The sequence below is a fragment of the Thiomicrorhabdus sp. zzn3 genome, from assembly GCF_029767755.1.
Lineage (GTDB): Bacteria > Pseudomonadota > Gammaproteobacteria > Thiomicrospirales > Thiomicrospiraceae > Thiomicrorhabdus.
Genome location: NZ_JARUQS010000001.1, coordinates 1,495,055 through 1,520,587, shown reverse-complemented (window position 1 = coordinate 1,520,587; position 25,533 = coordinate 1,495,055). Strand labels below are relative to the sequence as shown.

Sequence of the window (25,533 nt, the reverse complement as noted above, 5' to 3'; positions counted from 1 at the left end):
TTCCTTTTAAATATATTCAGTAAATTCGGAATTCAATAAACTTGAAAATAAGTCTATGAGTGGGGATTAACCACCACATCCACCGATTGTTACTTTAACTTCTTGCTCGGCTTTGAATAGTTTTCCACCAGCTTTAACAACGGCAATCACGTTCATAGTTTCACCCATTTTGATACGAGTAGAAACATAACCTTCTGCAGCGCTTGCGAAGTTGTAAGTACAAACTAAAGGCATTGGGTTTTTGCTAGCTAGGATAGCGATCGATTCAACACCGCTCATAGCAGAAGCGTCAACAGTAACAGGAGTTACCGCACCGTTTTCAGCGATTGCTGGTGCTTTCAATTTGATGTCACCAGAAGCTGCAGCTGAAGTTGAACCGAAAACGCTGTTTAGAGCATCATCAGTGCTTTTAGCTGAAAAAGCATTTTTGTTCCACTCAGCCAATACTGTGCTAGGGGTTAGAAGACCAGCGTTTACAGCTACTGCCGCTGCGCCAGTTGCAAGGGTACCTTTAAGGAAAGATCTACGTTTCATAAGGTTTTAAACTCCCGGTTAAGGTTATTTATAAATAAAAAATTACAGAGTGTAGATGTAATCAACAATTTTGCTGATTTCTTCATCTGTAAGAATTCCATGTTGTCCAAATGGAGGCATCATGCTGTTTGGAACGGTCTGAGTTTCAGGCTTGCCCCAAACTTTGTCGTACAACTTTTGCTTATCAGGGTAACGTAGCTTCATTGCAATTAGTGCAGGTCCGATGTTTCCAGGCATTGCACCGTCGCCAGTCATGTGGCATGCAAGACAGTTACCTTTAGAGCGGCTAAAAGCAAGCTTTTTGCCTTCTTCAACTGTAGAAGCACCTTTTTCTGCAGCCATAGAGGTTACAGGGGCAGCAATTACAGCTGATGAGATTGCTAAAGCAGTCAACAACTTCTTCATGTTAGAATTAAACATTCTTCTCCTCCTAAAGAGTCTTATTAACTTTCCCGTTTCTCTATCTGTCCGGGTTTTATTATTTGAACAAAATTTGCTCTTGGAGAGTAAGCTTACCCACTAAAATCTCAAACGCAAGTTTTTTGCGGCGATTTTGTATAGTTTTATTTAATTGGTCGTTAATAAAATCTTATGACATTTTTATGACGTCTTAAGTTTGCTCTTTTGTTTCAATAAGTTGCTATATTCCGTTCTGAATATTAGGATTTTATTGTTTAAATCTTTGTGGTCTGAATTACTTATTTCCTCCGCTTTTTCTAGGAAGATTTCTGTCTTTTTAAGGTTTCCAATTTCAAATTGGCCGAGTGCTTCGTAGAAATAGGCATAGGCTAGGTCGTCCATGTCGGCGTACAGTCGGCTGAGTTGTTTGTACACTTTCTGCTTGTAAAGCAGTTTATCAACCTGTCCTTCCAAGAGATCAATGGCTTTTTTAGGTTTATTGTATTTTTCTAGCAGTTTGGCATATTGAATCAGTACTGAAGCATTTTGAGGAAATAAGTCGTTTGCTATTTCAGCTAACTTGAGAGCGTCTTTCTTTTTTGTTTTTTTGGCCTGATTAAAAGTTTCAAGTTGCAGGGTGCGATACAGAGGTTGCAGGGGATGGTTTCTGATGATGCGCGTTAAACAGTCTGTTGGTTTGTTCTGGTGTGATAGCTTGTCAGAATAGTTGAAGAGGGTATTGACTGTGTTTTGGTAACATTGCTGTGCGTCGTTTAAGGGCTTTTCTTGAAGTGTTGCGTCGCGAACGCCTGTTTTTGCCTGTAAGCGTAATTTTATTAGAGTGAGGGTTTCTGTATCGTGTTCAAAGATCAAAGGCGGGTAGGTTTCTGCACGATTTTTCGCTTCTGCTAAACGGTGTTCTGTGACCGGGTGGGTCATCAAGATTTCCAGTGGTTTAAATTCATTGTTCTGGTATTCCATAGCAAGTCGCCCGAAGAAGTCCCCCATTGCGTAGGGGTTGTATCCACTCTGGTAAAGATAATCAATTCCTGCATAATCTGCTTCCGCTTCATGGATGCGCGAATGTTTGAGTTGTTGTTGTAAATCTGCCCCCATGCTTCCCATTAAGGTGGCCATTCCAGCAGAAGTGTCATGCATGCCGATAAGGATGGCGGCTATAAACGAAGCTAAATGGGTTAGATTGGTTCCGGATTGTAATTCATAACGCCTTGAGAGGTGGTTTTGAGTCACGTGGGCAATCTCATGTGCGATGACAGAAGCCAATTCGTCCTCAGACTTTACCGCTTGCAGCAGGCCTGTGTGTATTCCGATGACACCATCCGGTCCTGCAAAAGCATTGATTTCCGGATGATCAATGACATAAAAACTAAAGTGGCGGTCATCGTTTGAGTATTGCGCTATTTTATGGCCTATCCGTCTGACGTAACCGGTGATGTCAGGATCGGATACTATGTTGTAATGCGTGTGGAGTTCTGCTTTAAAAGCTCGGCCTAAGGCTTGTTCTTTTTCGGGCGTATATTCAACGAGATCAGATGAGCCTAGATCAGGCAAGCTATCTGTTGCGTTGGCCTTGTTTGGAGTGCACAGTGCAATAATGAGCAGAATAGGCACTACTACAAAGAGGTGGGGGGGGGAGGCGATGGCTGAATGGTTCATGCGCTTAATGGACTCCAATTCGGTAGGCGGCATTTGATATTTAAAAATAGGCTTATATTATAGTTGTATGAATTCAAATCAATCTCGTTGGCGCTTAGAGTCAGGGTGTTGTAATATTTGATCTAAGTCGATTTCATTATTGTGGCTTATCTTTGAATGTCTGAACATGTTTAAAATGGGTAGTTCATGCAAAAATTAGATTTTTCAGGTCTTGCCTGCCCAATGCCTGTCATTAAGCTGAAAAAGTTTTTAGCGCAAAACCCTGATTTGATCGATGCTTTTGAGATGAGTGTATCCGACCAGGGGGCTTTGAGAGACATCCCGGCTTTTTGTGCTCAGCAAAACCTGCATTGCGTGCTTAAAGAGCAGGCAGGGTCGGTCATCCGCTTTGAAATTCAAAGGCAGACTATATGAGTCAGCAATCTCCTGAAGTGTTGCCTGATGAATTTAGTTTGATTCAGTCAAAAGGGACGCTGGACTGGGCCTATGCCTCTTTTATTCTTGCGAGTACAGCCGCTGCGATGGATAAAAAGGTTGAGCTTTTTTTCAGTTTTTACGGTTTAAAGTGTTTATTTAAAGATACCAGTGGTTTGAAAATATCCCCGCTTGGAAGGCCGGATATGTTGATAAGAAGTCCGGTAGGTCCTCAGTGGTTCCGAAAAATCGACTGGAACCAAAATTTACCAGGCCTGGTTTGGACTCTGCCAGGTATGAGTGCTTTGGCGACAACGGCGTTTAAGAAGCAAATGAAGGCGCAAGGGCAGCTTCCCATTGAAGAGCTGCGGGCATTATGTTTAGAGTTAGGGGTTAAGATGACGGCCTGTCAGATGACGCTCGAGGCAATGGGTATTGGCGAATCCGAGCTGATAGACGGCATTGAATTCGCCGGTGCCCCAAGCTATTTTGCGCATACCCCCTCCACACAGAGTCTTTTTGTTTAATTTAATAAATCATCAAGTGAGTAAAGATGTCTTATAAACCACTTACCAAAGCGATTCTTCCTGTTGCGGGCTTAGGAACCCGTTTCTTACCTGCCACTAAGGCCATTCCTAAAGAAATGCTTACCGTTGTTGATAAGCCGTTGATTCAATATATAGTGCATGAGGCGGCCGAGGCCGGGATCACCGATATCATTTTGGTGACACACTCCAGTAAAGGGGCGATTGAAAACCACTTTGACAAACATTACGAGTTGGAAACCGAGTTGGAGCTGAGAGGAAAGCAGGAGCGTTTAGAGCCTCTGCAAGAGATTACGCCAGAAGGGGTGAGACTTGTCAGTGTACGTCAGCCTGAGGCGCTTGGGTTGGGGCATGCGATTTTGTGTGCTGAACCGGTTATTGCAGAGAATGAGCCGTTTGCCGTGTTGTTGCCTGATGTTTTGATGTATCACTCTAAAAAAGGGTGTTTGGCTCAGATGGTGGATACCTACAAAAAAGTGCACACCAGTGTGGTGGCTCTAGAAGAGGTACCGGACGATCAGGTCGAGAAGTATGGTATTGCTGCTGTTAAAGGTCCTGATTTGCGGATTTCCGAGCTGGTCGAGAAGCCTTCGCAAGAAGAAGCGCCATCTAACCTGTCTGTTGTAGGTCGCTATATTTTTACCCCAAGATTAATGCAGTTATTGAAACAGACCCGTCCAGGCGCTGGCGGCGAGATTCAATTGACAGATGCCATGGATAAGCTGCTTGAAGAAGAGGTGATGTTTGGTTTTGAATTTAAGGACGGTAAGAGTTATGACTGTGGCGATAAGCTAGGTTATTTGCAGGCCAATGTGGAATATGCTTTGCGTGACGCCAAGGTGGGTGAAGGCTTTAAGAACTATCTGAAAGAATTAGAGTTGTCAGAGTAATTTTCTGCATTAGGAAATCTATCCGACTGAAAATATTATGCAAAGCAAACAGAGAGGCCAATATGGGTGTGGAAAGTTCTAATGCTTGGCAGGCTTTAAATGCGCACTGTGAACAGGGAGCAGGAAGTGTTCACCTAAAGACACTGTTTTCTGAAGAAGATCGGGCACAACGCTTTTCTATAGAGTTAGATGATCTGTTTTTGGATTTTTCAAAGAATCGTGTCAGTGAAGAAACGATTCAATTGCTGATGAAGCTGGCCCGCCAGCAGTCATTGCCTGAATGGATTAAGCGTTTAATCTGCGGGGATGAGGTGAATGATACCGAAGGCCGACCGGCGATGCACTCCGCGATTCGTTCTGAAGGCCGTGATGTATCGGGCTATGCGCTGGAAGTGCAGCCACAAATCGAACAGCAGTTCGATAAGATGGCGACGATTGTTGAACAAATCCGTTCAGGAAGCTGGCGTGGATACAGTGGTAAGCCGATCACCGATGTGGTGAATATTGGTGTCGGCGGGTCTGATTTAGGGCCTTTAATGGTCACACATGCGCTACAAACCATTAGTTCTCCAGTCAATTTGCACTTTATTTCTTCAATCGATGGAACCCAAACCTCCAATCTTTTAAAAAGCCTTAATCAAGAAACGACTCTATTTGTTCTTGCTTCAAAATCCTTTACGACCATTGATACGCTTTCCAATGCAGAGACGGCCAAGGATTGGCTTAAAGAAAAGATTAAGGATTCTAAGACCCTGTTGTCTCAACACTTCCTCGGTGTTTCGACCAAGCCAGATATGATGAGTGAGTGGGGGATTCCTGAAGAGAATCAACTGCTTTTTTGGGACTGGATTGGCGGACGTTATTCCATGTGGTCGGCCATTGGGTTGCCAATTGCGCTGAAGGTGGGGATGTCTGGTTTTCGGGAAATGTTGCAAGGGGCCCATATTATGGACAACCATTTTGCGACCGCAGAGCTTGAGCAGAATATGCCTGTATTAATGGGAATGATTGATGTTTGGAATATCAACTTTCTTAATATCCAGGCGAAAGCGATTTTGCCTTACGATGCGCGTTTAAAGTACTTGCCATCCTATTTTGAGCAGCTGGTGATGGAAAGTAATGGAAAATCGGTTAATCGTAATGGTGAATCGGTTAACTACAAAACCTGTCCAATCCTTTGGGGTGAGGTGGGGCCCAATGCCCAGCATGCATTCTATCAGCTATTACATCAGGGGACTCAGGCGGTGATGTGTGACTTTATCGCTCCGGTTGAAAGAGATGATTTTGATCGGAATTCTCATTCGGAAAAAGATGAGAGTTTACGTTATCAGCATGAGCTGGCGATGGCAAACTGCTTTGCACAATCACGGGTTTTGATGCTTGGAGATGCTGCGATTCCGGATTCCATTAAGTCTCAGTTTGACTCGCCGTTTAAACATTATCCGGGGAATCAGCCGTCAAATACCATTTTATTAAAAACCATTTCTCCTAAGACTCTGGGTATGTTGGTGGCACTTTATGAGCATAAGACCTTTGTGGAATCAGTCATTTGGGAAATCAACCCTTTCGATCAATGGGGGGTTGAGCTCGGTAAATTAATTGCCAAAGAGACCCATGCCGCCATTAAAACCCCATCGTTAGCCGAAAGCTTTGATGCTTCGACTGCGAACTTGATTAGGAGGATTGCAAAATGAGAGTGTCGGTTTTCGGTTGTGAGTTAGGTGGTTTGGTCACTGCAGGCGCCTTGGCCCAGACAGGCAATCAGGTATTCGCTTTACCGATAGGAACGGGGAGAGTTGAACATCTGAGAAAAGCCGAATTACCGCGCGAAGAGCCGGGTTTGGAGCATTTGATTCAAACCCAGGTAAAAGAAGGCGGTTTACATTTTGAAGAAGATTGGAAAAAAGGGGTCGCCCATGGTGAGGTACTGTTTTTAAGCATGCCTTCATGGCGTCTGGATCGTGCTGAGGAAGTGATTCAGGTGATTGGGGACTGTGCAGAAGGAGACGTGCTGGTGGTCAACCAAAGTTCTTTTCCGGTTGGAACCGCGGACCGTTTTGAGGCTCAGATCAAATTGGCGTTCGCCAAACGCGGTTTGGTGGCCAAGGTGGCCGTGGTGGCGATGCCTGAGTTTATCAGTGAGGGGTCAGCCATTAATGATTTTGTGAAGCCGGATAGGATTGTTCTTGGTAGTCAAGATCCTCAAGCGATTAAACAGATTCGCGACCTAATGCGCCCTTTTAATCGAGTTACCGATCAGTTGAAGGTGATGAGTACCCGCGCCGCAGAATACACCAAATACGCCGTGAATGCACTGTTGGCGACGCGTATCAGCCTGATTAATGAATTGGCAAACAATGCGGAGCATTTCGATATTGACATGGAAGAGGTTCGTCAAGGTTTAGGCTCGGATCACCGGATTGGGTTTAACTATCTCTATCCCGGCTGCGGATTCGGTGGCCCCAGTTTTGCCGCTGATGTGAAAAGCCTGGTGAATACATTGCAGAGCAAGGGATATGACGCAGATCTGTTAAAAACCGTGTTGAGTAACAACGAAGTGCAAAAAGAGGTGCTGTTCCGTAAAGCTTGGCGTTTTTTTAATACCGAGCTAAAAGGTAAAAAGATTGCCGTATGGGGGCTGTCTTTCAAGCCGAATACGTCAACGGTTGAAAATGCACCCAGTTTGAAGACGATTCAGGCTTTTGTTGCTCAGGGAGCGACCGTTAAGGCTTATGACCCTAAGGCCATGACGGATTTTCAGAAGCATTGGCAGGGTGATGACCGAGTAGAGTTGGTGGCGGATATGTATGATGCGCTTGATGGGGCCGACGCGCTCGTTATCCTGACCGAATGGAAAATGTTCTGGAGTCCGGACTATGATTTGATGAGACAACGCATGAAGCGCCCAGTCATTTTTGATGGGCGTAATATTTATGAGCCGGATGTTATTATGGAGCAAGGTTTCCGCTACTTTGGCGTGGGCCGAGGAGAAGTTGTCTAATTTAAGGTGTCTAAATAGAAACCTCATAACCGCAACAAACTAAATGTTGTTAGAATAGCGCTCTTAATGTAAAAAGACCCTTTGCAGAGATAGGTTTGTTTGAACAGGCCTGTTCAGTTTTTGTGCACTTGGGTGTTTGAATCCGGTTGTTTTAAGGGATACCTGATTTTATGAAACCTTTCGAACGAGGCATTTATCTGCTGCCTAATTTAATGACTACGGCTGCATTGTTTGCCGGGTTTTACGCGGTCATTGCCGGTATGCAAGGACATTATGAGGCGGGGGCCATTGCGATTTTTGTAGCAATGATCTTTGACGGATTGGATGGTCGAGTGGCGCGTATGACCAATTCGTGCAGTGCTTTTGGAGCGGAATACGACAGCCTGGCCGATATGATCTCTTTTGGATTGGCGCCAGCGTTACTGATTTATCAGTGGGCATTGCAAGATTTTGCCAAGTTTGGTTGGTTGGTTGCCTTTATTTATACCGCCGCCGCCGCGTTGCGTTTGGCACGTTTTAATACTCAGGTCGGAATTGCGGATAAACGTTATTTTCAGGGATTGCCGAGTCCCGCTGCGGCAGCGTTATTGGCAGGCTTGGTGTGGATGGTGGAAACCAATCATATCNATAAACGTTATTTTCAGGGATTGCCGAGTCCCGCTGCGGCAGCGTTATTGGCAGGCTTGGTGTGGATGGTGGAAACCAATCATATCGAGACCGGCTTAGAGTCGATTGTCGCTCTGCTGCTGACGTTATTTGCCGGTCTGATGATGGTCAGCAATGTGCGTTTCAGCTCATTTAAAGAACTCAATTTGAAAGATAAGGTGCCGTTTGTGACCTTGGCGGTGATTGTGCTGGTTCTGGTGGTTATCACGATTAAGCCGGCTATGATTTTGTTTGCCATCTTTCTGATATACGCTTTTTCGGGGCCGGTCCTGACCTTGTTGGCACTTCGTAAAACGCGTTCATTAAGAAAAAAACATAAAAAAGCTTCGTCCGACATTCAGGATGAACAGAAAAATGAAACCGAGGCATAAGTTCCTGGCTTCATCAATTAATTTCGAGAGTTTCCATGAAAGATCATTTAATTATTTTTGATACGACCTTACGTGATGGGGAGCAAAGCCCTGGCGCTTCCATGACCCGTGACGAGAAAATCCGTATTGCCAAGCAGTTGGAAAAGCTAAAGGTGGATGTCATTGAAGCAGGCTTTCCTGCGGCCAGTGAAGGGGATTTTGAAGCGGTAAAAGCGGTCGCTTCTGTGGTAAAGGAGAGTACGATCTGTGGTTTGGCCCGCGCAGTTGAGAATGATATTGTGCGCGCAGGTGAAGCAATTAAGCCTGCCAACTCCGGACGTATCCATACCTTTATTGCCACCTCGCCGATCCACATGGAAAAGAAGCTGCGCATGTCCCCGGATGAAGTGGTTGAGCGGGCGATTTGGGCGGTAAAAAAAGCGCGTAACTTTACCGATAATGTTGAGTTCTCGCCGGAAGATGCCGGCAGATCGGAAATTGACTTTTTGTGCCGGGTGATCGAAGCGGCAATCGATGCCGGCGCAACCACCATCAATATCCCGGATACGGTTGGTTACAACGTTCCACACCAATTCGGCCAGTTGTTCAAGACCTTGATTGAGCGTATTCCGAATTCAGATAAGGCGATTTTCTCGGCGCATTGTCACAATGACCTTGGTTTGGCGGCGGCGAACTCTCTGGCGGCCGTGCGCAATGGCGCGCGTCAGATTGAATGTACCATCAATGGCTTGGGAGAACGTGCCGGAAATACCGCTTTGGAAGAGGTGGTGATGGCGGTGAAGACGCGTCAGGATATTTTTGATGTGGATACGCGTATCAATACTCGCGAAATTGTCGCCGCATCCCGTTTGGTTTCAGGGATTACCGGATTTGCCGTACAGCCGAATAAAGCGATTGTCGGCGCGAATGCGTTTTCGCATGAGTCCGGAATTCACCAGGATGGTGTGCTTAAGCATCGTGAAACTTATGAGATCATGCGTGCCGAGGATGTGGGCTGGACGACCAATAAAATGGTGCTTGGTAAACACTCCGGGCGTAACGCCTTTCGCACCCGTCTTGAAGAGTTGGGGATTACTTTTGAGACCGAGCAGGAGCTAAACGATGCGTTTGTCCGTTTTAAGGATCTGGCAGACCGCAAGCATGAGATTTACGATGAAGATCTGCAGGCGCTGGTCACCGACAGCTCGGCCGAGCGCGCTGAAAATGAAACTTACCGCCTTGTATCCCTCAAAGTGGCGACAGAGACCGGTGAAAAGCCGCATGCGGAAGTCACCTTATGGATGAATGGCGAAGAAAAAACCGCCGTGGCCGATGGTGGCGGTGTCGTGGATGCCACCTTCAAAGCGATTGAAAACCTGGTGCATTCCGGTGCGACTTTGGAGCTGTATTCCGTCAGTAACGTCACTAACGGTACCGATTCCATGGGCGAAACCTCGGTACGTTTAGAATTGGCCGGGCGTATTGTCAATGGCCAGGGAGCGGATACGGATATTGTGACCGCTTCTGCAAAAGCCTATATTAACGGTCTGAATAAACTGTTAGGTGCAGCGAGCAAAGCGCACCCACAGGCCCCGGTTTAATCGATGGCTGCGGGGTTACTTCAGTTTTATGGTGTCGCCTAAATTTTCATCAGGCCTGTTTGAACAGCTCGGAGGCGTAAGCTGGCAGTTGCGTTCAAACTACCAAGGTGCATTTCAACAGGCCTGTAGCGAAGAGGCTGGTTCTAATACAGGTGCGTCGACGGTCGAGCCTATAGAACACTCTTTATTACAAGTGGAAGAAAGTCGTGCGGCGGACGCGACGATGTTTCAGGCGGTTTCAAATGAAATGGTTTCCCATGAACTGATTCTGATCGGCGGCGGCCTGCACGGTTTTTGGGAAGATGAATCTCGCCTGGAGTGGCAGCTCTGGGGTCAGATTTGTGAAACCTTGGGATGGATGCACGACATTCGTTTTTTTGATACGGAAGTCCTGACCACCGAAGAGGCGATTTATGCTTCTTTTGAGGAGATTCTGTCTTCGGGCGCTGAGCAGGTTTTAACCATGGATGTCGATCACTCCTTGAGTCAACAGCTTTCTGAAGGAATGGTGCTGATTGAGGTGCCGACTTTGGAAGAGATGCTGTCGGATCCCTATGCAAAACGCTCGTTCTATCAAGCGGTACTTCCTTTCATTTCTCAATAGCCATCTTTTTAGGATGGAGTCGAAACAGTCATGTCTGAATTAAGCTACTTGCGTCTTATGCAAGAGACCGATCTGCATTGGGTATTACAAGTTGAACAGCAGTCGTACGATTTTCCGTGGTCGCAGAAAGGTTTCGAAAACAGTCTCGATCAGGGCGTGAACTATATTTTCTGCAGTGCTGAGCATGAGATGATGGGCTACGCCTGCGTCTTGACGGTTTTGGATGAAGCGCAGCTGTTAAATTTTTGCATTGCACCTGCTTTTCGAAAATCGGGTATTGGACGAGCAGCACTTCAGCAGTTAATGGACAAGCTCAAACAAGCCGGATATGAACAGCTACTGCTTGAGGTGCGTGAGTCGAATCTGCCTGCTCAGAAATTGTATTTGGGATGTGGGTTTCAAACTGACGGTGTTCGCCGTAACTACTACCGTTGTCAGGAGTGGCGTGAGCAAACTGGGGAGTTGGTGGAAGGCAAAGAAGATGCTTTGTTGATGTCACGTTCGCTTTAGGTGGGTTCGATGGATGTACCAATGAAGGCTGGAATAACCAGGCCTGTTCAAACTCAACAGGCCTGGTGATGGTGATTTAACTGCGTAGTTCAGCCGGAATGGTTTTGGAGAGGGTTTGTGCCATCTCCTTGTACAATTTAGGGTTGGCCACGAGGATGTTGCCGCTTTGTAGATAGTTCTCGGCACCGATAAAATCGGTGACCAATGCACCGGCTTCTTGAGCAATTAAAGCGCCGGCGGCAATGTCCCAAGGCTTAAGATTAAATTCCCAGAAGCCGTCTACCCGTCCGCAGGCAACATAAGCCAGATCCAAAGCAGCCGATCCCGCACGGCGAATGCCGGCGGTGGACTGCATGAAGCTTTTTAGACTATTCATATAGCTATCCAGATAACTGAAGTCATGATATGGGAAGCCGGTGGCCAGCAAGGCGTTATCCAGCGTTTTTTGTTCGCTGACACGAATACGGAAGTTGTTCAGCTTGGCACCGGAGCCGCGGCTGGCGGTGAACATTTCGTCCCGGAGCGGGTCAAAGATCACGCCATGCATCAAGCGACCTTTCTCTTTAATAGCAATGGATACCGAGAATTGTGGGAATTGATGCAAGAAATTGGTGGTGCCATCTAAAGGGTCAATGATCCACTCAATGTCCGATTTCTTGCCGTCGTTTTGTGCTTGTCCACTCTCTTCGGCGAGAATGTTGTGGTCTGGATAATACTTGCGAATGGTCTGTATAATGATCTGTTCAGCTTCTTTATCGACTTCGCTAACATAGTCGTTTTTACCTTTGTGCTCAACATTCAGACGATCGATGTTTTCTAGGTGTTGTAAAATCTGCTGGCCGGCATTACGGGCGGCGGTCGTGGCAATATTGACTAACGGATGCATGGCATTTTCCTGTAGGTAATGGCGTGTTTGCGAAGGCTTCTGGGTTCAGGTTTGAACGGCAAAAGCCTTAATGTAGAGATAATATATAAAATGGTTAGGAATTATAACGGAAAAACATCATGAATGAAGATCAAGCTATGCAAATGACAGGGGATCATCCGGGAAATGGAGAGTGCTCTGAATCAAGATTTGATCCGTTGCTTAATCAGAACTATTCCTTGCACAAGGGGTTGGCAAACATTCGTGTGGTGTTGGTTGAGACATCGCACCCAGGAAATATCGGCAGTGTGGCGCGGGCCATGAAGAATATGGGGTTGAGCCAGTTGGTGCTGGTGAATCCAAAGGAGTTTCCAAGCCAGGTGGCTTCGGTCCGTGCTTCAAGTGCGGCGGATGTATTAAATTCGGCTAAGGTGGTGGGTAGCTTGGATGAAGCGCTGCAGGGGGCGGATTTGGTGTTCGGAGCCAGTGCCCGTTTGCGCAAGGTATCCTGGCCGCAGTTGGATGTGCGTCAAACGGCCGAGTTGGCGTTGCAAACAGCCGAGTTAGGGGAGGTGGCACTGGTTTTTGGGCGCGAAGATTCCGGCTTGAGTAATGATGAACTGGATAAGTGTAATTACCTTTCACATATCCCTACTAATCCCGTTTACAGTTCCTTAAACCTGGGGGCGGCGGTCCAAGTATTTGCTTATGAGTGTTTGATGGCCGCGGGGATTGAACGCGAGTACAGTAAAGGGTACCGCCATAAGCTGGCCTCGGCAGATCAGCTTGAAGGGTTTTATGGTCATCTGCACCAGGCATTACAGGATATTGAGTTTTTAGATCCGAGCAAAAATGCGCGTTTTATGCGTCGGATGCGCCGACTGTTTAATCGAGCGCAGTTGGATGTCAAAGAGATTGATATATTGCGTGGTATATTAACCGCAGCACAGCGTAAAGCTAATAAAAGTGCGGAAAACAGCTAAGAGAGGAAAGGGTGTTTAAGCGACTGAAATCTGATATTCAATGTGTTTTTGACCGTGATCCAGCGGCCAGGAATACATTTGAGGTGTTAACAACTTACCCTGGGTTGCATGCGATTATCTGGTATCGTGCGGCGCATTTCTTGTGGAACAGAAAGATGAAATGGCTGGCGCGCTTCATTTCGACGGCAGCACGTTGGTTTACCGGAATTGAGATTCACCCAGCCTGTAAAATCGGCGAACGTTTTTTTATTGATCACGGCATGGGAGTGGTTATTGGCGAAACGGCTGAAATCGGGGATGACTGTACCTTGTACCACGGAGTGACATTAGGGGGGACGACTTGGCAAAAAGGCAAGCGTCATCCTACTTTGGGAGATCGGGTCGTGGTTGGGGCAGGGGCCAAGGTTCTCGGTCCGATTGAAGTGGGTGATGATGCGCGTATCGGCTCCAATGCGGTGGTGGTTAAACCGGTTCCTGCTGGACGCACCGTGGTGGGGATTCCAGGACGGGTGGTTGAACCGAGTGATTCAGATAAGAAAAAACGCCGTGCCAAGATGGCGGAAAAAATAGGGTTTGATGCTTACGGTGTTAAACAAGATGTGACCGATCCGGTTGAAAAGGCGATATACAGTTTGTTGGATCATATACAGGTTCAAGATGAAAAGCTGGAAATGTTGGCTTCGGAGTTAAAGAAATTGGGTGGGGGGGCGATTGATATGCATTTTCCAAAGTTGGATGATGCGGTCTTGGATCCTTCAGATCCTCAGCAGGCGGCACACCTGAAAGCAGGACAGAAAACGGGCTCCATAAATAATGATTAATCATTCCAATGTGCGGATAAGTCCTGTTTATCTTAATACTTGAGTTGTTTGCTGGGTTATCATATACTTGGTTTATATTCGTTTAGATCAGGAAATAGAATGAAGCTGACATCGAAAGGACGCTATGCCGTTACGGCCATGATTGATATTGCTTTAAATCAGGGGACGGGGCCAATTACCCTTTCTCTTATTTCCGAGCGACAAGGTATTTCGCTCTCTTATTTGGAGCAGTTGTTCGCAAAGCTGAAAAAGGCAGACCTCGTTTCTAGCGCACGAGGCCCTGGCGGCGGTTATAGGCTAAGTCGCCCTGCAGATGAGATTTCGATCAGTGATATCATTCATGCAGTGGATGAAATTATTGATGCAAGAAAGTGTGGCGGTAAAGCGAATTGTCATGGGGGTGAGCAGTGCCTGTCTCATGAATTATGGAGTGATTTGAGTATGTTGATTGACTCCTTTTTGAAAGGCATTACACTGCAGTCTTTGATGGATAAAAAAGTAAATAATCTCAAAGAGATTAAGTTTGGGTAGATTTAGGGAGAATATATGGCTGTTACCCTAACAGAGGCCGCTGCTCAGCGGGTTAAAACAATGATTGCCAAGCGAGGTTCGGGGGTTGGCTTGAGAGTGTCGACCAAGGTGAGTGGTTGTGCAGGTTTTTCCTATGTCGTGGATTATGCGGATGAAATCCAAGATGAGGATGCTGTGTTTGAATCCTTTGGCGTGAAAGTGGTCGTTGATCCTAAAAGTTTACCCAATATTGATGGTATGGAGATTGATTACGTTAAAGAAAGCCTGCTTAACGAAGGGTTTGATTTCCGAAATCCGAATGTGAAAGAAAGCTGTGGGTGCGGAGAGTCATTTACAGTTTAAATTTTCCCGATATTCTCCTTGTTGAACGCCTTATTCGATGGAACCCTGGCAAGCCGCCGGGGTTTTTGTTTTTATGCCGTATCAGTGAATAATTTGTTAGAATAATGCCACTGATTTTTTAGGAAAAAAGAATGGAACGGACTTTTTCGATTATTAAACCAGATGCGGTAAAAAGAAATCTGGTTGGAGCAATCCTGGCGCGTATGGAAGAAAATGGATTGCGCGTCGTCGCTTGCAAAATGATCCAAATGACACGTGAGCAGGCAGAAGGGTTTTACGCTGAGCATGAAGGGCGTGATTTTTATGAACCGCTAATTGAATATATGATTTCCGGGCCTTCTATTGTACAGGTACTTGAAGGTGATAACGCCATTGTTAAAAATCGTGAAGTGATGGGGGTGACTGATCCGCAAAAAGCGGCTCCGGGAACGATTCGGGCCGATTATGCTTTGAGCGTGCGTGAAAATTCTGTTCACGGTTCGGATTCGATCGAAAGTGCGGCCAGAGAGATTTCCTATTTTTTCAGTCAAATTGAATTGTGCCCGCGCGGTGAATAATTGGGTGACTCAAAGTTGGTAACAGAAGTGACAGACAAAGTCGATCTACTCGGCATGGATCGAACCGCTATGGAGGCTTTCTTCAAGGAGATTGGAGAGAAGCCTTTTCGTGCTTCTCAGGTGATGAAGTGGATTCACCAGCATGGCGTGAGCGATTTTGATGAAATGACCAACCTAAGCAAAGCCTTGCGCGAAAAGCTTAAAGCGGTTGCTCAGGTACGTACCCCCAAGATTATTGCTGAACAGCACTCCGATGATGGAACCATCAAGTGGTTGCTGGAAGTAGATCATCATAACTCGATTGAAACCGTTTTTATCCCGGAAAAAAATCGAGGAACTTTATGCATCTCCTCTCAAGTTGGCTGTGCCCTGGAATGCAGCTTTTGTTCGACAGGTCAGCAGGGGTTTAACCGCAACTTGGAGAATTGGGAGATCATCGCCCAGATGTGGGTCGCTAATAAAGCTTTGGGGTGTAAGCCGAAAGAAGAACGCCGTATTTCAAATGTGGTGTTTATGGGGATGGGAGAGCCGTTGTTGAATGTTACCCATGTATTCCCGGTGGCTCGCATCTTAATGGATGACTATGCCTACGGCCTGTCCAAACGGCGGGTAACGATCAGTACGGCCGGTGTTGTTCCTGCGATTGATAAGATCAAGGAAGAGGTCGATGTCAGTTTGGCGATTTCGTTGCACGCGCCCAATAATCCGTTGCGTGATATTTTAGTGCCAATTAACCAGAAGTATCCGTTGGAAGAGTTGCTTCCGGCTTTACATCGTTTTGTAGAGGGCGGGCATAGTAAAAAGCATGTGACGGTTGAGTATGTCATGCTGGATAAGATTAATGATTTGCCTGAGCATGCAGAGCAGTTGATCAAGTTACTCAAGGGGTTGCCTTGCAAGATTAACTTGATTCCATTTAACCCGTTTCCGAATACCGACTATAAACGCTCATCAAATAATGCCATTCACCGGTTTCAGCAGAAGTTGATGGACGCAGGCTTGAACTGCACTGTCCGGAAAACGCGAGGCGATGATATTGATGCGGCGTGTGGACAGCTTGCGGGACGGGTAAAAGACAGAACCAAACGAACTCTGCATCGGGTGGAGTTTGAGGGTAGAGCACTCAACGAGTAACGCAAAGGATCAAAGGAATGACAGAACAGCCGAATGCCGAAACTCCATTGAACCAACTGCTGAGTGATGCGCGAAAGTCGCAAAAGCTCACCATCAAAGAGGCGGCAAAGAAGCTGAATCTTTCCGAGGCACAACTGCAACAATTTGAGCAGGCCTCTTGTGATCTTGCGACCATGGGGCCTTTTGAACGAGGTTACTTAAGAAACTATGCGCAGCTGTTGGATGTTGATGAAGCCGTTGTGGAATCTTACCTGGATGCGGTTTCGTCTGCGGGAAGTGAACTTAAGTCGATGCAGCGTTTTCAGTACCCAGCACCCAAACCTTTGATTAGAGGCAGTTTTGGCCGTTTCGTTGTTTGGGTTTTATTGATTGTCCTAGGAGGGGCCCTGGTTTGGTTCTTGTTGGATTATCTGGCCTAATTAACAAATAACAGACAATAGATTATTAAAGAGTTTAAAAAAACGTATGGGAAAACAGATTTCCGCAATTCGCGGTATAAACGACCTTTATGGAACTGAAGTAGAGGCGTTTGATTACCTTCTTGAACAGGCTCAAGAAACATTAAAACAGTACGGATATCAATCGATTCGTCTTCCTATTGTGGAAAAAACCGAACTGTTTGCGCGTTCAATCGGTGAAGTAACCGACATTGTTGAAAAAGAGATGTATACCTTCGATGACCGTAATGGTGACAGTTTGACCTTGCGACCAGAAGGGACGGCTGGGTGCGTGCGTGCTGTCATTCAAAACGGTTTGATCCATAATCAAATTCAAAAGCTCTATTACAGCGGTCCCATGTTCCGTTATGAGCGACCACAGAAAGGACGTTATCGTCAGTTTCATCAATTTGGTGTGGAAGTATTCGGTCTTTCCGAAGCGGATATCGATGCAGAGCTCATTGCCTTGACGGCACGCTTGTGGGAAAAACTGGGACTGGAAAATCTTGAGCTGCAGTTGAACTCTTTAGGTAGCCAAGAGGCCCGCGCGGCTTATCGTGAAACTCTGGTGGAATATCTCAACCAGCATAAGTCTGAGCTGGATGAAGACAGTTTACGCCGTTTGGAGTCGAACCCGCTGCGCATCCTTGACAGCAAAAATCCAGATATGAAATCCGTGGTTGAAGGGGCTCCTAAATTGATCGATCATCTGGACGAAGTCTCTTTGGCCCACTTTGAAGATTTAAAGCGCTACCTGGATGATTTGGGAATCGATTATGTTGTGAACCCAAATTTGGTTCGAGGGCTGGATTACTACAACCGTACCGTGTTCGAGTGGGTAACGGATGAATTAGGTGCTCAAGGAACGGTATGTGCCGGTGGGCGCTATGATGGCTTGGTTGAACAAATAGGCGGCAAACCGACACCTGCGGTAGGGTTTGCGATGGGAATTGAGCGTCTGACGGCACTTCTGGTTGATAAGCAATTGGTTCCGGCGCACGCCGTGCCGGACATTTATGTTGTCTTGGCGGGTAAAGAAGCTGAGCGTCCAGGCTTGATCATTGCTGAAAAAATCCGTGATGATCTACCGCATCTGAATGTGCAGATGAATTGTGGTGGTGGAAGCTTTAAGAGCCAGTTTAAAAAGGCGGATAAGTCCGGCGCGCGCTATGCCGTTGTACTGGGTGATCAAGAGGTGGAGGAACAAGTGGTTGCTCTTAAACCCCTGCGTGAACAGGGCGAGCAAATAACCGTGAGTTGGGATGCCTTAACTGAGCACCTTAAGCTGTGTTTAAACTAAAGTTAGCATTTAACATTATCCAAACTTCTTTAGGGATGTAGATTATGAGTCGTTATGAAACGGAAGAAGAACAAATTGAAGCGATTAAAAGCTGGTGGAAAAAGAACGGAACTCAGCTGTTAACCCTGATTCTAGTCGTAGTGGTAGCCATTAGCGGCTGGCGCTATTGGAATCATCAGCAAGCCGTTAAAGCGACGAATGCATCCGCGATCTTTGAAATCTTGCAAGCCAATATGCAACAGGGTACATTCGGCGAAGTATCGCGCGAAGGGCTGAAGTTAATACAGGAACAGCCTGAAAGCCCATATGCTTCAGGTGCGGCACTCCTGTTGGCCAAATTCAGTTTGGATAAAGGGGATGTCGGGGAGGCGAAACACCACCTTGAATGGGTGCGTGTGAATGGCGCTGATGCAGCACTAAAGCAAGTGGCGACTTTGCGTTTAGCCCGTTTGTTGGCCGATCAAAAAGAGTATTCTCAAGCGCAAGAAATGCTGACTTCAATCTCGAGTAATCAGTTGCCTGCGGCAGAGAAGGCGAATTTTGACTATGTCAGTGGCTTGATTGCACTTGGTCAAGAAGATAAAGACGCTGCTCGACAATCTTTTGCTAAGGTGGTTGAGAATATGGATGCTTCTAAAACGCTAAAAGGCATTGCTCAGATTCAGTTAGACGATCTGGCTGCCTGATAGCGCAAGATTAAACGTTACAACAGTTAAATAGGATATTTTCCATTGAACAGGTTAGGTGTGATTAAGTGGACAGCGATGGCATTGGCGGCAGCCTTGATGAGCGCCTGTTCTTCATCCAATGTGGTCAGAGTACCGACCCAGCTTGAAACGCTCAATTCAACCTTAACGATCGAGCGAAACTGGCAGGTTCAGCTCAATGCGATGCCAAACTACGCAGGCAATGGATTGGCGTTTGCTCAGGATCAAAAGGCTGTCTTTACGGCGGATGCGCAGGGGCTCATCTCTGCATTTAAAAAAGCCAATCAGAGCCGTTGGACTGATCAAGTCATCTGGCAAAGTCGTTTTGATGAAAAGGTGGTGTCCGGTCCAACCTATTTTGATGGGCAGCTCGTTGTCGGTACGGCGAAAGGAAAAGTGGTTGCACTGTCGGCTGACCGTGGTGAGGTTTTGTGGCAAACACAACTCTCCAGTGAAGTCTTAAGTCGCCCTGTGTTTGCTAGGCAGAAGCTTTTTACCCGTACCGTCGACGGACACTTGTATGCATTGGATGCAACCAACGGTCAAGTGGTCTGGGTGACCGAGCACCAGATTCCAAACCTTTCGCTCAGAGGTTCTGCTCCAGTTTTATATGATCGAGGCGTGCTCTATGTTGGCTGGGAAACCGGTAAAATTGAAGCGATTTCAGCTGAGTCGGGGGTGTCTTTGTGGGAAAGCCGTATCGCAATTCCAAGCGGGCGTACCGATTTGGAGAGAATGGTGGACGTTCAAGCCGCGCTGGTGTTGAAGAATGATCGCTTGATTGCACTGGGTTATCAAGGCAAGTTGGCGGCGTTAAATCTTGAAAATGGTAATCTGTATTTTGCTCAAGATGTATCGGGTTACCGTGATTTTGTTGCAGACGATCAGGCCATTTACGTGGTGGATGAAGATGATGTTCTGCATGCTTTTGATCTGTCTAACGGTACCAAATTATGGAGTCAGGTCGGGTTGAAATATCGAAATCTGGCCGATTTGATCTTTTACCAAGATAAGTTGTTAGCCATAGATGGTTACGGCTATTTACATTGGCTAAATAAAACCCACGGTACGATAGTGGCGAGAGCTAAGCACAGTAATGACTTTGGCGATGAAAATATCGTTTTGGATGCCTTGGCACAGGATGACACTCTATATCTGCTGGATAATAAGGGTGGGGTAAACAGTTATCATGTGATGCCTTCCGATCTGGTGGACAAATATGCGCTCACGGATTCTGGTGTTAAGAGAGGCCAAGAATGAGTAAACCGGTCATTGCTTTAGTCGGTCGCCCTAATGTCGGTAAATCGACTTTGTTTAACCGCTTGACGCGTACGCGAGATGCGATTGTTGCTGATTATCCGGGCTTAACGCGTGATCGACAATATGGCACCGGTCGAGTCGGACATTCAGACTATATCGTTGTGGATACCGGTGGCTTGAGTGGTGAAACCGAAGGGGTGGATCCATTGATGGCTGGTCAGGTTGAAGCGGCACTGGAAGAGGCCGATGCCGTTTTGTTTCTGGTTGATGGGCGTCAGGGGTTAACCCATGGTGATGAAGTCATTGCCAATTACGTGCGCCAATTTGATAAAACGGTGCAGCTTTTGGTGAATAAGACCGAGGGTTATGACCAAGAGATGGCCAAGTCCGAATTCTATCAATTGGGCCTTGGTGAGCCGATGGCGATCTCTTCGGCCCACGGCGACAATGTGGCGCAGTGCATTAACCATGTTTTAGATCAAATTCCGGAGAAGGAGGCGGCTTCTGATTTGGAACTGGATGACCACCCAGGAATCCGTGTTGCGGTTATTGGTCGCCCAAATGTCGGTAAATCCACCTTGATTAACCGTATGATCGGCGAGCAGCGTGTGGTGGCTTTTGATATGCCGGGTACCACGCGAGACAGTATTTATGTTCCCTTTGAGCGTGATGGTCAGGAATATACGTTGATCGATACGGCCGGGGTGAGACGACGCAAAAACATTTCTGAAAAGATCGAGAAGTTCAGTATCGTCAAAGCCATAGAGGCGATGGAAGATTCCCATGTCGTCATTCTGGTGGTTGACGGATCAGAAGGGCTGACGGATCAGGATTTAACCCTGTTGGGGCTGGCTATTGAATCCGGTCGCGGACTGGTTTTAGCGATTAATAAATGGGATAACCTTGACAGTGATCAGCGTCAGAAAGTACGCCATGAATTGAGTTACCGCTTGCAGTTTGTTGAATATGCGAAACAACATTTGATCTCCGCGCTGCATGGAACCGGTGTCGGCGATCTGTTCAAAACCGTGAATGCGGTATATCAGGCGGCGATGAAGCGGGTGTCCACTGCGGATTTGAACCGCGTGCTGGAACAAGCGGTATTGGAGCATCAGCCACCATTAATCGGTGGGCGCCGTGTCAAACTGCGTTACGCTCACCTGGGTGGGTTGAACCCACCGCGGGTGATTATTCATGGTACTCAGGTCGACAAACTGCCACAGGCCTATACGAAATATCTGATCAATGTATTTCGTAAAGCATTTAAATGGGTAGGCACGCCGGTGACCGTGGAGTACAAGGTCACCAGTAACCCGTTTGAAGGCCGTAAAAACAAGATGGCGCATCGTATTCGCAAGCAGGATGCAGGTCCCGCTCCGGTGAAAAAGAAAAAGCGCCCGCCAAAGCGTCGTACTTAAGCAAACTGAATGGAAGCTTCAAACCTTCCATTAAAGAAATTTCTAAAACAGACTGGGCAGGCCTGTCTGCCTTAAGATTCTTTCCGATATTATTTGAGAGTTGAAGCAAGCATGAGTCCTAATCCGGCAAAGCGAATTCGTGAAATCCCATACAATTACACCTCTTTTTCTGACAAGGAAATTGTATTGCGCTTTTTGGGAGAGTCGGGTTGGAAAACGATTGAATCCCTGCGCGATTGCCGTAATACCGGGCGTTCTGCCCGCATGCTGTTTGAAGTCCTTGGGGATATGTGGGTCGTCACTCGCAATCCTTATATTCAAGATGATCTGATTGAAAATCCAAAGCGTCGTGATGCATTGATTGATGCGTTGCAACACCGCTTGAAGCAGGTTGAAAAGCGTTTAGACGGCAACAAACTCGCCGAAGCGTTATTGTTGTCCATCCGCGAAGCGGTGAACGACTTTAGCGCTTGGTTTCCAAAGCAGATTCAATTACGCCAGCAGGTGCGTAAAAAACTTTCCAAGTTTACCCGTAACGATAATATTGATTTCGGTGGTTTAGCGCGTGTGTCTCATGCCACTGACGCCACCGACTGGCGGGTTGAACTGCCTTTGGTGGTGGTGTCTCCAGATACGGAGGATGAGGTTGCGTATATTGTTCAGGCTTGTATCGAACTGGGTCTGACCATGATTCCGCGGGGCGGCGGAACCGGTTATACCGGTGGGGCGATTCCTCTCCATCCTGATTCGGTGGTCATCAACACTGAGAAATTGGAATACCTCGGTTTGGTTGAACAGGTTGAATTGCCGGGCATCGGTAAAGTGCCAACGATTCAGACCGGTGCCGGAGTGGTGACCCGTCGCGTTTCGGAGCAGGCGGAAGCGTTTGGTTATGTATTTGCGGTGGATCCGACCTCGCAAGATGCTTCCTGCATCGGCGGGAATATCGCGATGAATGCCGGAGGAAAAAAAGCGGTCTTGTGGGGCACCACTCTGGACAATTTGGCTTCTTGGAAGATGGTGATGCCGGATGCAACCTGGATGGAAGTACACCGTATCAACCATAATCTGGGCAAGTTACAGGACCAAAAAACCGTAGAGTTTGAGCTGCGCCGTTATCAGACCGATGGTACTACGCCGATTGGCGAGCCGCAACGCCTGCAGATGCCTGGATCGGCTTTCCGCAAGGCCGGGTTGGGGAAAGATGTGACCGATAAGTTCTTAAGCGGGTTGCCTGGAGTACAGAAAGAAGGGTGCGATGGCATTATTACTTCTGCACGTTTTGTCGTGCACCGTATGCCAAGCCATACACGTACCGTCTGTCTGGAGTTTTTTGGTACCGATTTGAGTCTTGCCGTACCGGCCATCGTTGAAATTACCGAATACATTGAGCAGAAAAAACAGCAAGGTATTTTGCTGGCTGGGTTGGAGCACTTGGACGAGCGCTATATCCGTGCGGTGAAGTACAACACCAAAGCTAACCGTAAAGGCTTGCCAAAGATGATTCTATTGGCCGATGTGTGCGGAGAAAACGGTTTTGAAGTCGCGAAAACCTGTAGCGAAATTGTTGAACTGGCCAACAAGCGTGATGCTGAAGGATTTATTGCCGTCAGTGAAGAGGCCAGAAAACGTTTCTGGTCAGACCGCTCTCGTACAGCGGCGATCTCTGCCCACACCAACGCCTTCAAAATCAATGAGGACGTGGTCATTCCGCTGGAGCGTTTGAATGATTACAACAACGAGATCGAACGCATTAACATTGAATTGTCGATCGAGAACAAACTGGCGATTCTGGATAGTTTGAGCGAATATTTCTCTGGCCCGATTAAAGAGTTCAGCCAGGCTGACGACTTTGAGGACAGTAAAGGCCCGGCAAGTTATTTTGCGGGCAAGGTGGAAACCACTAAATCGCATTTGAACGAAGTTAAACAACGTTGGTCTTCGGTGTTGGCACACTTGGATGACCCGGCAGAAGCGCATCTGAATCTTTATCCTGAAGGCGTCAGTGACAAGATCCGTGCGGGCGACAAGGTCATTAACCTGTTGCTGCGCCGTGAACTGGTGATCTCCTACCGTAAAGAAGTGTTGGCGTTCCTTAAAGAAACCTTTATGGGGCATGACTTTGAAGCGATTCTGGCAAAAGTCAAAGAGTTGCACTTTGCACTGCGTAATGCACGCCTGTTTGTGGCCCTGCATATGCATGCCGGTGACGGAAATATCCATACCAATATTCCGGTGCATTCCGATAATTACGAGATGATCCATCAGGCAGACAAGGTCGTGGATCGTATTATGGACATCGCCCACCAATTGGGTGGCGTTATTTCCGGGGAGCACGGAATCGGAATTACCAAATTCCAATACTTGGAAGCCGACAAGATTGAGGATTTCGTTCGCTATAAGAACCAGGTTGACCCGGAAGGGCGCTTTAACAAAGGTAAGTTAATGCCGGGTTCCGGGCTGCAAAAGGCTTACACCCCGTCGTTGCAGCTGGTACAGCAAGAAGCTTTAATTCTGGAAGCCAATGAGCTGGACGCGCTGAATAACGATATCAAAGACTGTTTGCGCTGCGGTAAGTGTAAGCCGGTCTGTCAAACGCATATTCCGCGCGCCAACCTGCTGTATTCGCCCCGTAATAAAATTCTGGCGACCGGGCAGGTGATTGAAGCGTTTCTGTATGAAGAGCAGACGCGTCGCGGGATTTCATTGCATCACTTTGATGCGATGAACGATGTCGCCGATCACTGTACCACCTGTCACAAGTGCGCGACACCGTGTCCGGTGGACATCGATTTCGGTGATGTCTCTATCCGTATGCGCACCATTTTGACCAATATGGGGCAGAAGAAAAGCAGTCTGATGGTTAAGGCGGCGTTGTATTTCTTGAACACCAAAAACCCTCTGACCATTAAATTGTTGCGCAAAACCATGATCGGTTGGGGGGCCAAGGCAATGACCGCCGCACACAAAGTGGCGAAGTGGACAGGCCTGGTAGAGCGCAAAAATGCGCTGCCTGCAAGTACCTCAGAGCCGGCACCATTACAGCAGCATGTGGTGAACTTTGTGCGCAAGCCCCTGAATACTGGGCCGAACAAGTCGAGTTACCGTAATGTCTTGGGCTTGGAGGATGAAACTCAGGTGCCGATTGTGCGTGACCCGCAAAAAACCACGGAAGATTCAGAAGCGGTGTTCTACTTCCCCGGATGTGGGTCAGAGCGTCTGTTCAGTGATATCGGTTTGGCGACCATTTCCTCCTTGTACGATGCGGGGGTGCAGACGGTTCTGCCGCCGGGTTATCTGTGTTGTGGTTATCCGCAAGCGGCCGCCGGTCAAGCCCAGGTCAGTTCACAAATTACCACGGAAAACCGCGCTCTGTTCCACCGTGTGGCCAATACGCTGAACTATCTGGACATCAAGACGGTGATTGTCTCGTGCGGAACCTGTTACGATCAGCTGACGCAGTACGAGTTTGAACGCATCTTCCCGGGTTGCCGTTTAATGGATATTCATGAATTCCTCACTGAAAAAGGCATGGGCTTGGAAGGCACAACCGGAAAACAATATCTGTACCATGCACCGTGTCACGACCCCATGAAGCAGATGGATGGCACCGCGGTGGCGAAAGACCTGTTGCAGGCGGAAGTGCAGTTCAGTGACCGCTGTTGTGCCGAAGCGGGTACCTTGGCGACAGCACGCCCGGACATCGCCAATCAGTTACGCTTCCGTAAGGAAGAGGAGCTGAAAAAAGGGCTGATTGATCTGACCGGTAAAGATAAGGTTTCGGATGGCAGCGTGAAACTGCTCACCTCCTGCCCGGCGTGTCAGCAAGGGCTGGGGCGTTACGCCGATAACACCGGTCTGGATACCGATTACATCGTCGTCGAGTTGATGAAAAACCGTTATGGCGAGAAATGGAATGCGGAATTCCTGAAGAAGTTGGAAGCGGGCGGTATTGAGAAAGTGCTGTTATAGTTTTCTGGTAAAAAG

25 protein-coding genes are annotated in these 25,533 nt (G+C 47.3%); 21 read left to right on the top strand and 4 right to left on the bottom strand.

The features are described 5' to 3' along the window. Positions 1 to 66: 66 nt before the first annotated feature. The 3 genes from soxY to QCB44_RS07085 form a co-directional block, all read right to left on the bottom strand. Positions 67 to 534 carry a thiosulfate oxidation carrier protein SoxY gene (gene soxY / locus QCB44_RS07095; protein WP_279408965.1) on the bottom strand — a complete coding sequence of 156 codons (468 nt, stop codon included), beginning with the start codon at positions 532 to 534 and terminating at the stop codon, positions 67 to 69. 42 nt (positions 535 to 576) lie between these two features. Next, positions 577 to 954 (bottom strand): sulfur oxidation c-type cytochrome SoxX, encoded by a 378-nt coding sequence (gene soxX, locus QCB44_RS07090; RefSeq protein WP_279408962.1) that lies wholly within the window; start codon positions 952 to 954, stop codon positions 577 to 579. Positions 955 to 1,134: 180 nt separating this feature from the next. Continuing rightward, the gene (locus QCB44_RS07085; RefSeq protein WP_279408960.1) at positions 1,135 to 2,610 is read right to left on the bottom strand and encodes a M48 family metalloprotease; all 1,476 of its coding nucleotides are present in this window, start codon (positions 2,608 to 2,610) and stop codon (positions 1,135 to 1,137) included. Between the two features lie 186 nt (positions 2,611 to 2,796). Here QCB44_RS07085 and QCB44_RS07080 point away from each other — a divergent pair, with 186 nt between their 5' ends. The 9 genes from QCB44_RS07080 to rimI all read left to right on the top strand — a co-directional run bounded on the left by QCB44_RS07080 (position 2,797) and on the right by rimI (position 11,191). Then, positions 2,797 to 3,024, top strand: a complete 228-nt coding sequence (locus QCB44_RS07080) for a sulfurtransferase TusA family protein (RefSeq protein ID WP_279408959.1) — start codon at positions 2,797 to 2,799, stop codon at positions 3,022 to 3,024. Further along, positions 3,021 to 3,551, top strand: coding sequence for a DsrE/DsrF/DrsH-like family protein (locus tag QCB44_RS07075; RefSeq protein WP_279408957.1), 531 nt, complete (start codon positions 3,021 to 3,023; stop codon positions 3,549 to 3,551). The genes QCB44_RS07080 and QCB44_RS07075 overlap by 4 nt, the downstream gene beginning before the upstream one ends. Positions 3,552 to 3,577: 26 nt before the next feature. Then, on the top strand, positions 3,578 to 4,459 hold the full coding sequence (gene galU / locus QCB44_RS07070; RefSeq protein WP_279408955.1) for a UTP--glucose-1-phosphate uridylyltransferase GalU: 882 nt from the start codon (positions 3,578 to 3,580) through the stop codon (positions 4,457 to 4,459). 62 nt (positions 4,460 to 4,521) lie between these two features. Then, positions 4,522 to 6,153, top strand: a complete 1,632-nt coding sequence (gene pgi / locus QCB44_RS07065) for a glucose-6-phosphate isomerase (protein ID WP_279408953.1) — start codon at positions 4,522 to 4,524, stop codon at positions 6,151 to 6,153. Next, positions 6,150 to 7,460 (top strand): UDP-glucose/GDP-mannose dehydrogenase family protein, encoded by a 1,311-nt coding sequence (locus QCB44_RS07060; RefSeq protein WP_279408951.1) that lies wholly within the window; start codon positions 6,150 to 6,152, stop codon positions 7,458 to 7,460. The genes pgi and QCB44_RS07060 overlap by 4 nt, the downstream gene beginning before the upstream one ends. Positions 7,461 to 7,630: 170 nt before the next feature. Beyond that, positions 7,631 to 8,497: a CDP-diacylglycerol--serine O-phosphatidyltransferase gene (gene pssA / locus QCB44_RS07055; RefSeq protein ID WP_279408948.1), complete on the top strand. Its 867-nt coding sequence runs from the start codon at positions 7,631 to 7,633 to the stop codon at positions 8,495 to 8,497. Between the two features lie 35 nt (positions 8,498 to 8,532). After that, positions 8,533 to 10,077, top strand: a complete 1,545-nt coding sequence (locus tag QCB44_RS07050; RefSeq protein WP_279408946.1) for a 2-isopropylmalate synthase — start codon at positions 8,533 to 8,535, stop codon at positions 10,075 to 10,077. 28 nt (positions 10,078 to 10,105) lie between these two features. Then, positions 10,106 to 10,681 (top strand): hypothetical protein, encoded by a 576-nt coding sequence (locus tag QCB44_RS07045; RefSeq protein ID WP_279408945.1) that lies wholly within the window; start codon positions 10,106 to 10,108, stop codon positions 10,679 to 10,681. 30 nt (positions 10,682 to 10,711) lie between these two features. Continuing rightward, on the top strand, positions 10,712 to 11,191 hold the full coding sequence (rimI, locus tag QCB44_RS07040) for a ribosomal protein S18-alanine N-acetyltransferase (protein WP_279408943.1): 480 nt from the start codon (positions 10,712 to 10,714) through the stop codon (positions 11,189 to 11,191). A 76-nt stretch (positions 11,192 to 11,267) separates the two neighbouring features. Here the strand turns inward: rimI and QCB44_RS07035 are convergent, their stop codons facing one another. After that, complete coding sequence (locus QCB44_RS07035) at positions 11,268 to 12,077, bottom strand: inositol monophosphatase family protein (protein ID WP_279408941.1); 810 nt, start codon at positions 12,075 to 12,077, stop codon at positions 11,268 to 11,270. Positions 12,078 to 12,196: 119 nt separating this feature from the next. On the opposite strand from QCB44_RS07035, the gene QCB44_RS07030 reads away from it, so the two are divergent. The 12 genes from QCB44_RS07030 (at position 12,197) to QCB44_RS06975 (ending at position 25,518) form a co-directional block, all read left to right on the top strand. After that, entirely contained in the window at positions 12,197 to 13,039 is an 843-nt protein-coding gene (locus QCB44_RS07030) for an RNA methyltransferase (protein ID WP_279408939.1), read from the top strand. 11 nt (positions 13,040 to 13,050) lie between these two features. Beyond that, positions 13,051 to 13,860 (top strand): serine O-acetyltransferase, encoded by an 810-nt coding sequence (cysE, locus tag QCB44_RS07025; RefSeq protein ID WP_279408938.1) that lies wholly within the window; start codon positions 13,051 to 13,053, stop codon positions 13,858 to 13,860. Positions 13,861 to 13,959: 99 nt separating this feature from the next. Beyond that, the gene (locus tag QCB44_RS07020) at positions 13,960 to 14,391 is read left to right on the top strand and encodes a Fe-S cluster assembly transcription factor (RefSeq protein ID WP_279408937.1); all 432 of its coding nucleotides are present in this window, start codon (positions 13,960 to 13,962) and stop codon (positions 14,389 to 14,391) included. A 15-nt stretch (positions 14,392 to 14,406) separates the two neighbouring features. Beyond that, complete coding sequence (locus tag QCB44_RS07015) at positions 14,407 to 14,733, top strand: iron-sulfur cluster assembly accessory protein (RefSeq protein ID WP_279408934.1); 327 nt, start codon at positions 14,407 to 14,409, stop codon at positions 14,731 to 14,733. Between the two features lie 131 nt (positions 14,734 to 14,864). Beyond that, positions 14,865 to 15,290, top strand: coding sequence for a nucleoside-diphosphate kinase (gene ndk, locus QCB44_RS07010; protein WP_279408932.1), 426 nt, complete (start codon positions 14,865 to 14,867; stop codon positions 15,288 to 15,290). A 27-nt stretch (positions 15,291 to 15,317) separates the two neighbouring features. Then, positions 15,318 to 16,424 carry a 23S rRNA (adenine(2503)-C(2))-methyltransferase RlmN gene (rlmN, locus tag QCB44_RS07005; protein ID WP_279408930.1) on the top strand — a complete coding sequence of 369 codons (1,107 nt, stop codon included), beginning with the start codon at positions 15,318 to 15,320 and terminating at the stop codon, positions 16,422 to 16,424. 17 nt (positions 16,425 to 16,441) lie between these two features. After that, the gene (locus tag QCB44_RS07000) at positions 16,442 to 16,843 is read left to right on the top strand and encodes a helix-turn-helix domain-containing protein (RefSeq protein WP_279408927.1); all 402 of its coding nucleotides are present in this window, start codon (positions 16,442 to 16,444) and stop codon (positions 16,841 to 16,843) included. A gap of 46 nt (positions 16,844 to 16,889) precedes the next feature. After that, on the top strand, positions 16,890 to 18,161 hold the full coding sequence (hisS, locus tag QCB44_RS06995; RefSeq protein ID WP_279408925.1) for a histidine--tRNA ligase: 1,272 nt from the start codon (positions 16,890 to 16,892) through the stop codon (positions 18,159 to 18,161). A gap of 44 nt (positions 18,162 to 18,205) precedes the next feature. Further along, positions 18,206 to 18,847: a tetratricopeptide repeat protein gene (locus tag QCB44_RS06990; RefSeq protein ID WP_279408923.1), complete on the top strand. Its 642-nt coding sequence runs from the start codon at positions 18,206 to 18,208 to the stop codon at positions 18,845 to 18,847. Positions 18,848 to 18,907: 60 nt separating this feature from the next. Beyond that, on the top strand, positions 18,908 to 20,128 hold the full coding sequence (gene bamB / locus QCB44_RS06985) for an outer membrane protein assembly factor BamB (protein WP_279408922.1): 1,221 nt from the start codon (positions 18,908 to 18,910) through the stop codon (positions 20,126 to 20,128). Next, positions 20,125 to 21,546 (top strand): ribosome biogenesis GTPase Der, encoded by a 1,422-nt coding sequence (gene der / locus QCB44_RS06980; RefSeq protein ID WP_279408921.1) that lies wholly within the window; start codon positions 20,125 to 20,127, stop codon positions 21,544 to 21,546. The genes bamB and der overlap by 4 nt, the downstream gene beginning before the upstream one ends. 111 nt (positions 21,547 to 21,657) lie before the next feature. After that, a complete protein-coding gene (locus QCB44_RS06975; RefSeq protein WP_279408919.1) occupies positions 21,658 to 25,518 on the top strand; it encodes a DUF3683 domain-containing protein in 3,861 nt (1,286 codons plus the stop codon). Positions 25,519 to 25,533: the final 15 nt, after the last annotated feature.

Excerpts from the sequence above, each read along its gene's own strand:
- QCB44_RS06990 (WP_279408923.1), top strand. The coding sequence starts at position 18,206 with ATGAGTCGTTATGAAACGGAAGAAGAACAAATTGAAGCGATTAAAAGC.
- galU (WP_279408955.1), top strand. The coding sequence starts at position 3,578 with ATGTCTTATAAACCACTTACCAAAGCGATTCTTCCTGTTGCGGGCTTA.
- QCB44_RS07030 (WP_279408939.1), top strand. The coding sequence starts at position 12,197 with ATGAATGAAGATCAAGCTATGCAAATGACAGGGGATCATCCGGGAAAT.
- hisS (WP_279408925.1), top strand. The coding sequence starts at position 16,890 with ATGGGAAAACAGATTTCCGCAATTCGCGGTATAAACGACCTTTATGGA.
- QCB44_RS07075 (WP_279408957.1), top strand. The coding sequence starts at position 3,021 with ATGAGTCAGCAATCTCCTGAAGTGTTGCCTGATGAATTTAGTTTGATT.
- pgi (WP_279408953.1), top strand. The coding sequence starts at position 4,522 with ATGGGTGTGGAAAGTTCTAATGCTTGGCAGGCTTTAAATGCGCACTGT.
- QCB44_RS07020 (WP_279408937.1), top strand. The coding sequence starts at position 13,960 with ATGAAGCTGACATCGAAAGGACGCTATGCCGTTACGGCCATGATTGAT.
- der (WP_279408921.1), top strand. The coding sequence starts at position 20,125 with ATGAGTAAACCGGTCATTGCTTTAGTCGGTCGCCCTAATGTCGGTAAA.
- rimI (WP_279408943.1), top strand. The coding sequence starts at position 10,712 with ATGTCTGAATTAAGCTACTTGCGTCTTATGCAAGAGACCGATCTGCAT.
- QCB44_RS07085 (WP_279408960.1), bottom strand. The coding sequence starts at position 2,610 with ATGAACCATTCAGCCATCGCCTCCCCCCCCCACCTCTTTGTAGTAGTG.
- soxY (WP_279408965.1), bottom strand. The coding sequence starts at position 534 with ATGAAACGTAGATCTTTCCTTAAAGGTACCCTTGCAACTGGCGCAGCG.
- QCB44_RS07060 (WP_279408951.1), top strand. The coding sequence starts at position 6,150 with ATGAGAGTGTCGGTTTTCGGTTGTGAGTTAGGTGGTTTGGTCACTGCA.
- QCB44_RS07045 (WP_279408945.1), top strand. The coding sequence starts at position 10,106 with ATGGTGTCGCCTAAATTTTCATCAGGCCTGTTTGAACAGCTCGGAGGC.
- QCB44_RS07050 (WP_279408946.1), top strand. The coding sequence starts at position 8,533 with ATGAAAGATCATTTAATTATTTTTGATACGACCTTACGTGATGGGGAG.
- ndk (WP_279408932.1), top strand. The coding sequence starts at position 14,865 with ATGGAACGGACTTTTTCGATTATTAAACCAGATGCGGTAAAAAGAAAT.
- QCB44_RS07015 (WP_279408934.1), top strand. The coding sequence starts at position 14,407 with ATGGCTGTTACCCTAACAGAGGCCGCTGCTCAGCGGGTTAAAACAATG.
- soxX (WP_279408962.1), bottom strand. The coding sequence starts at position 954 with ATGTTTAATTCTAACATGAAGAAGTTGTTGACTGCTTTAGCAATCTCA.
- QCB44_RS07035 (WP_279408941.1), bottom strand. The coding sequence starts at position 12,077 with ATGCATCCGTTAGTCAATATTGCCACGACCGCCGCCCGTAATGCCGGC.
- QCB44_RS07000 (WP_279408927.1), top strand. The coding sequence starts at position 16,442 with ATGACAGAACAGCCGAATGCCGAAACTCCATTGAACCAACTGCTGAGT.
- QCB44_RS06975 (WP_279408919.1), top strand. The coding sequence starts at position 21,658 with ATGAGTCCTAATCCGGCAAAGCGAATTCGTGAAATCCCATACAATTAC.
- QCB44_RS07080 (WP_279408959.1), top strand. The coding sequence starts at position 2,797 with ATGCAAAAATTAGATTTTTCAGGTCTTGCCTGCCCAATGCCTGTCATT.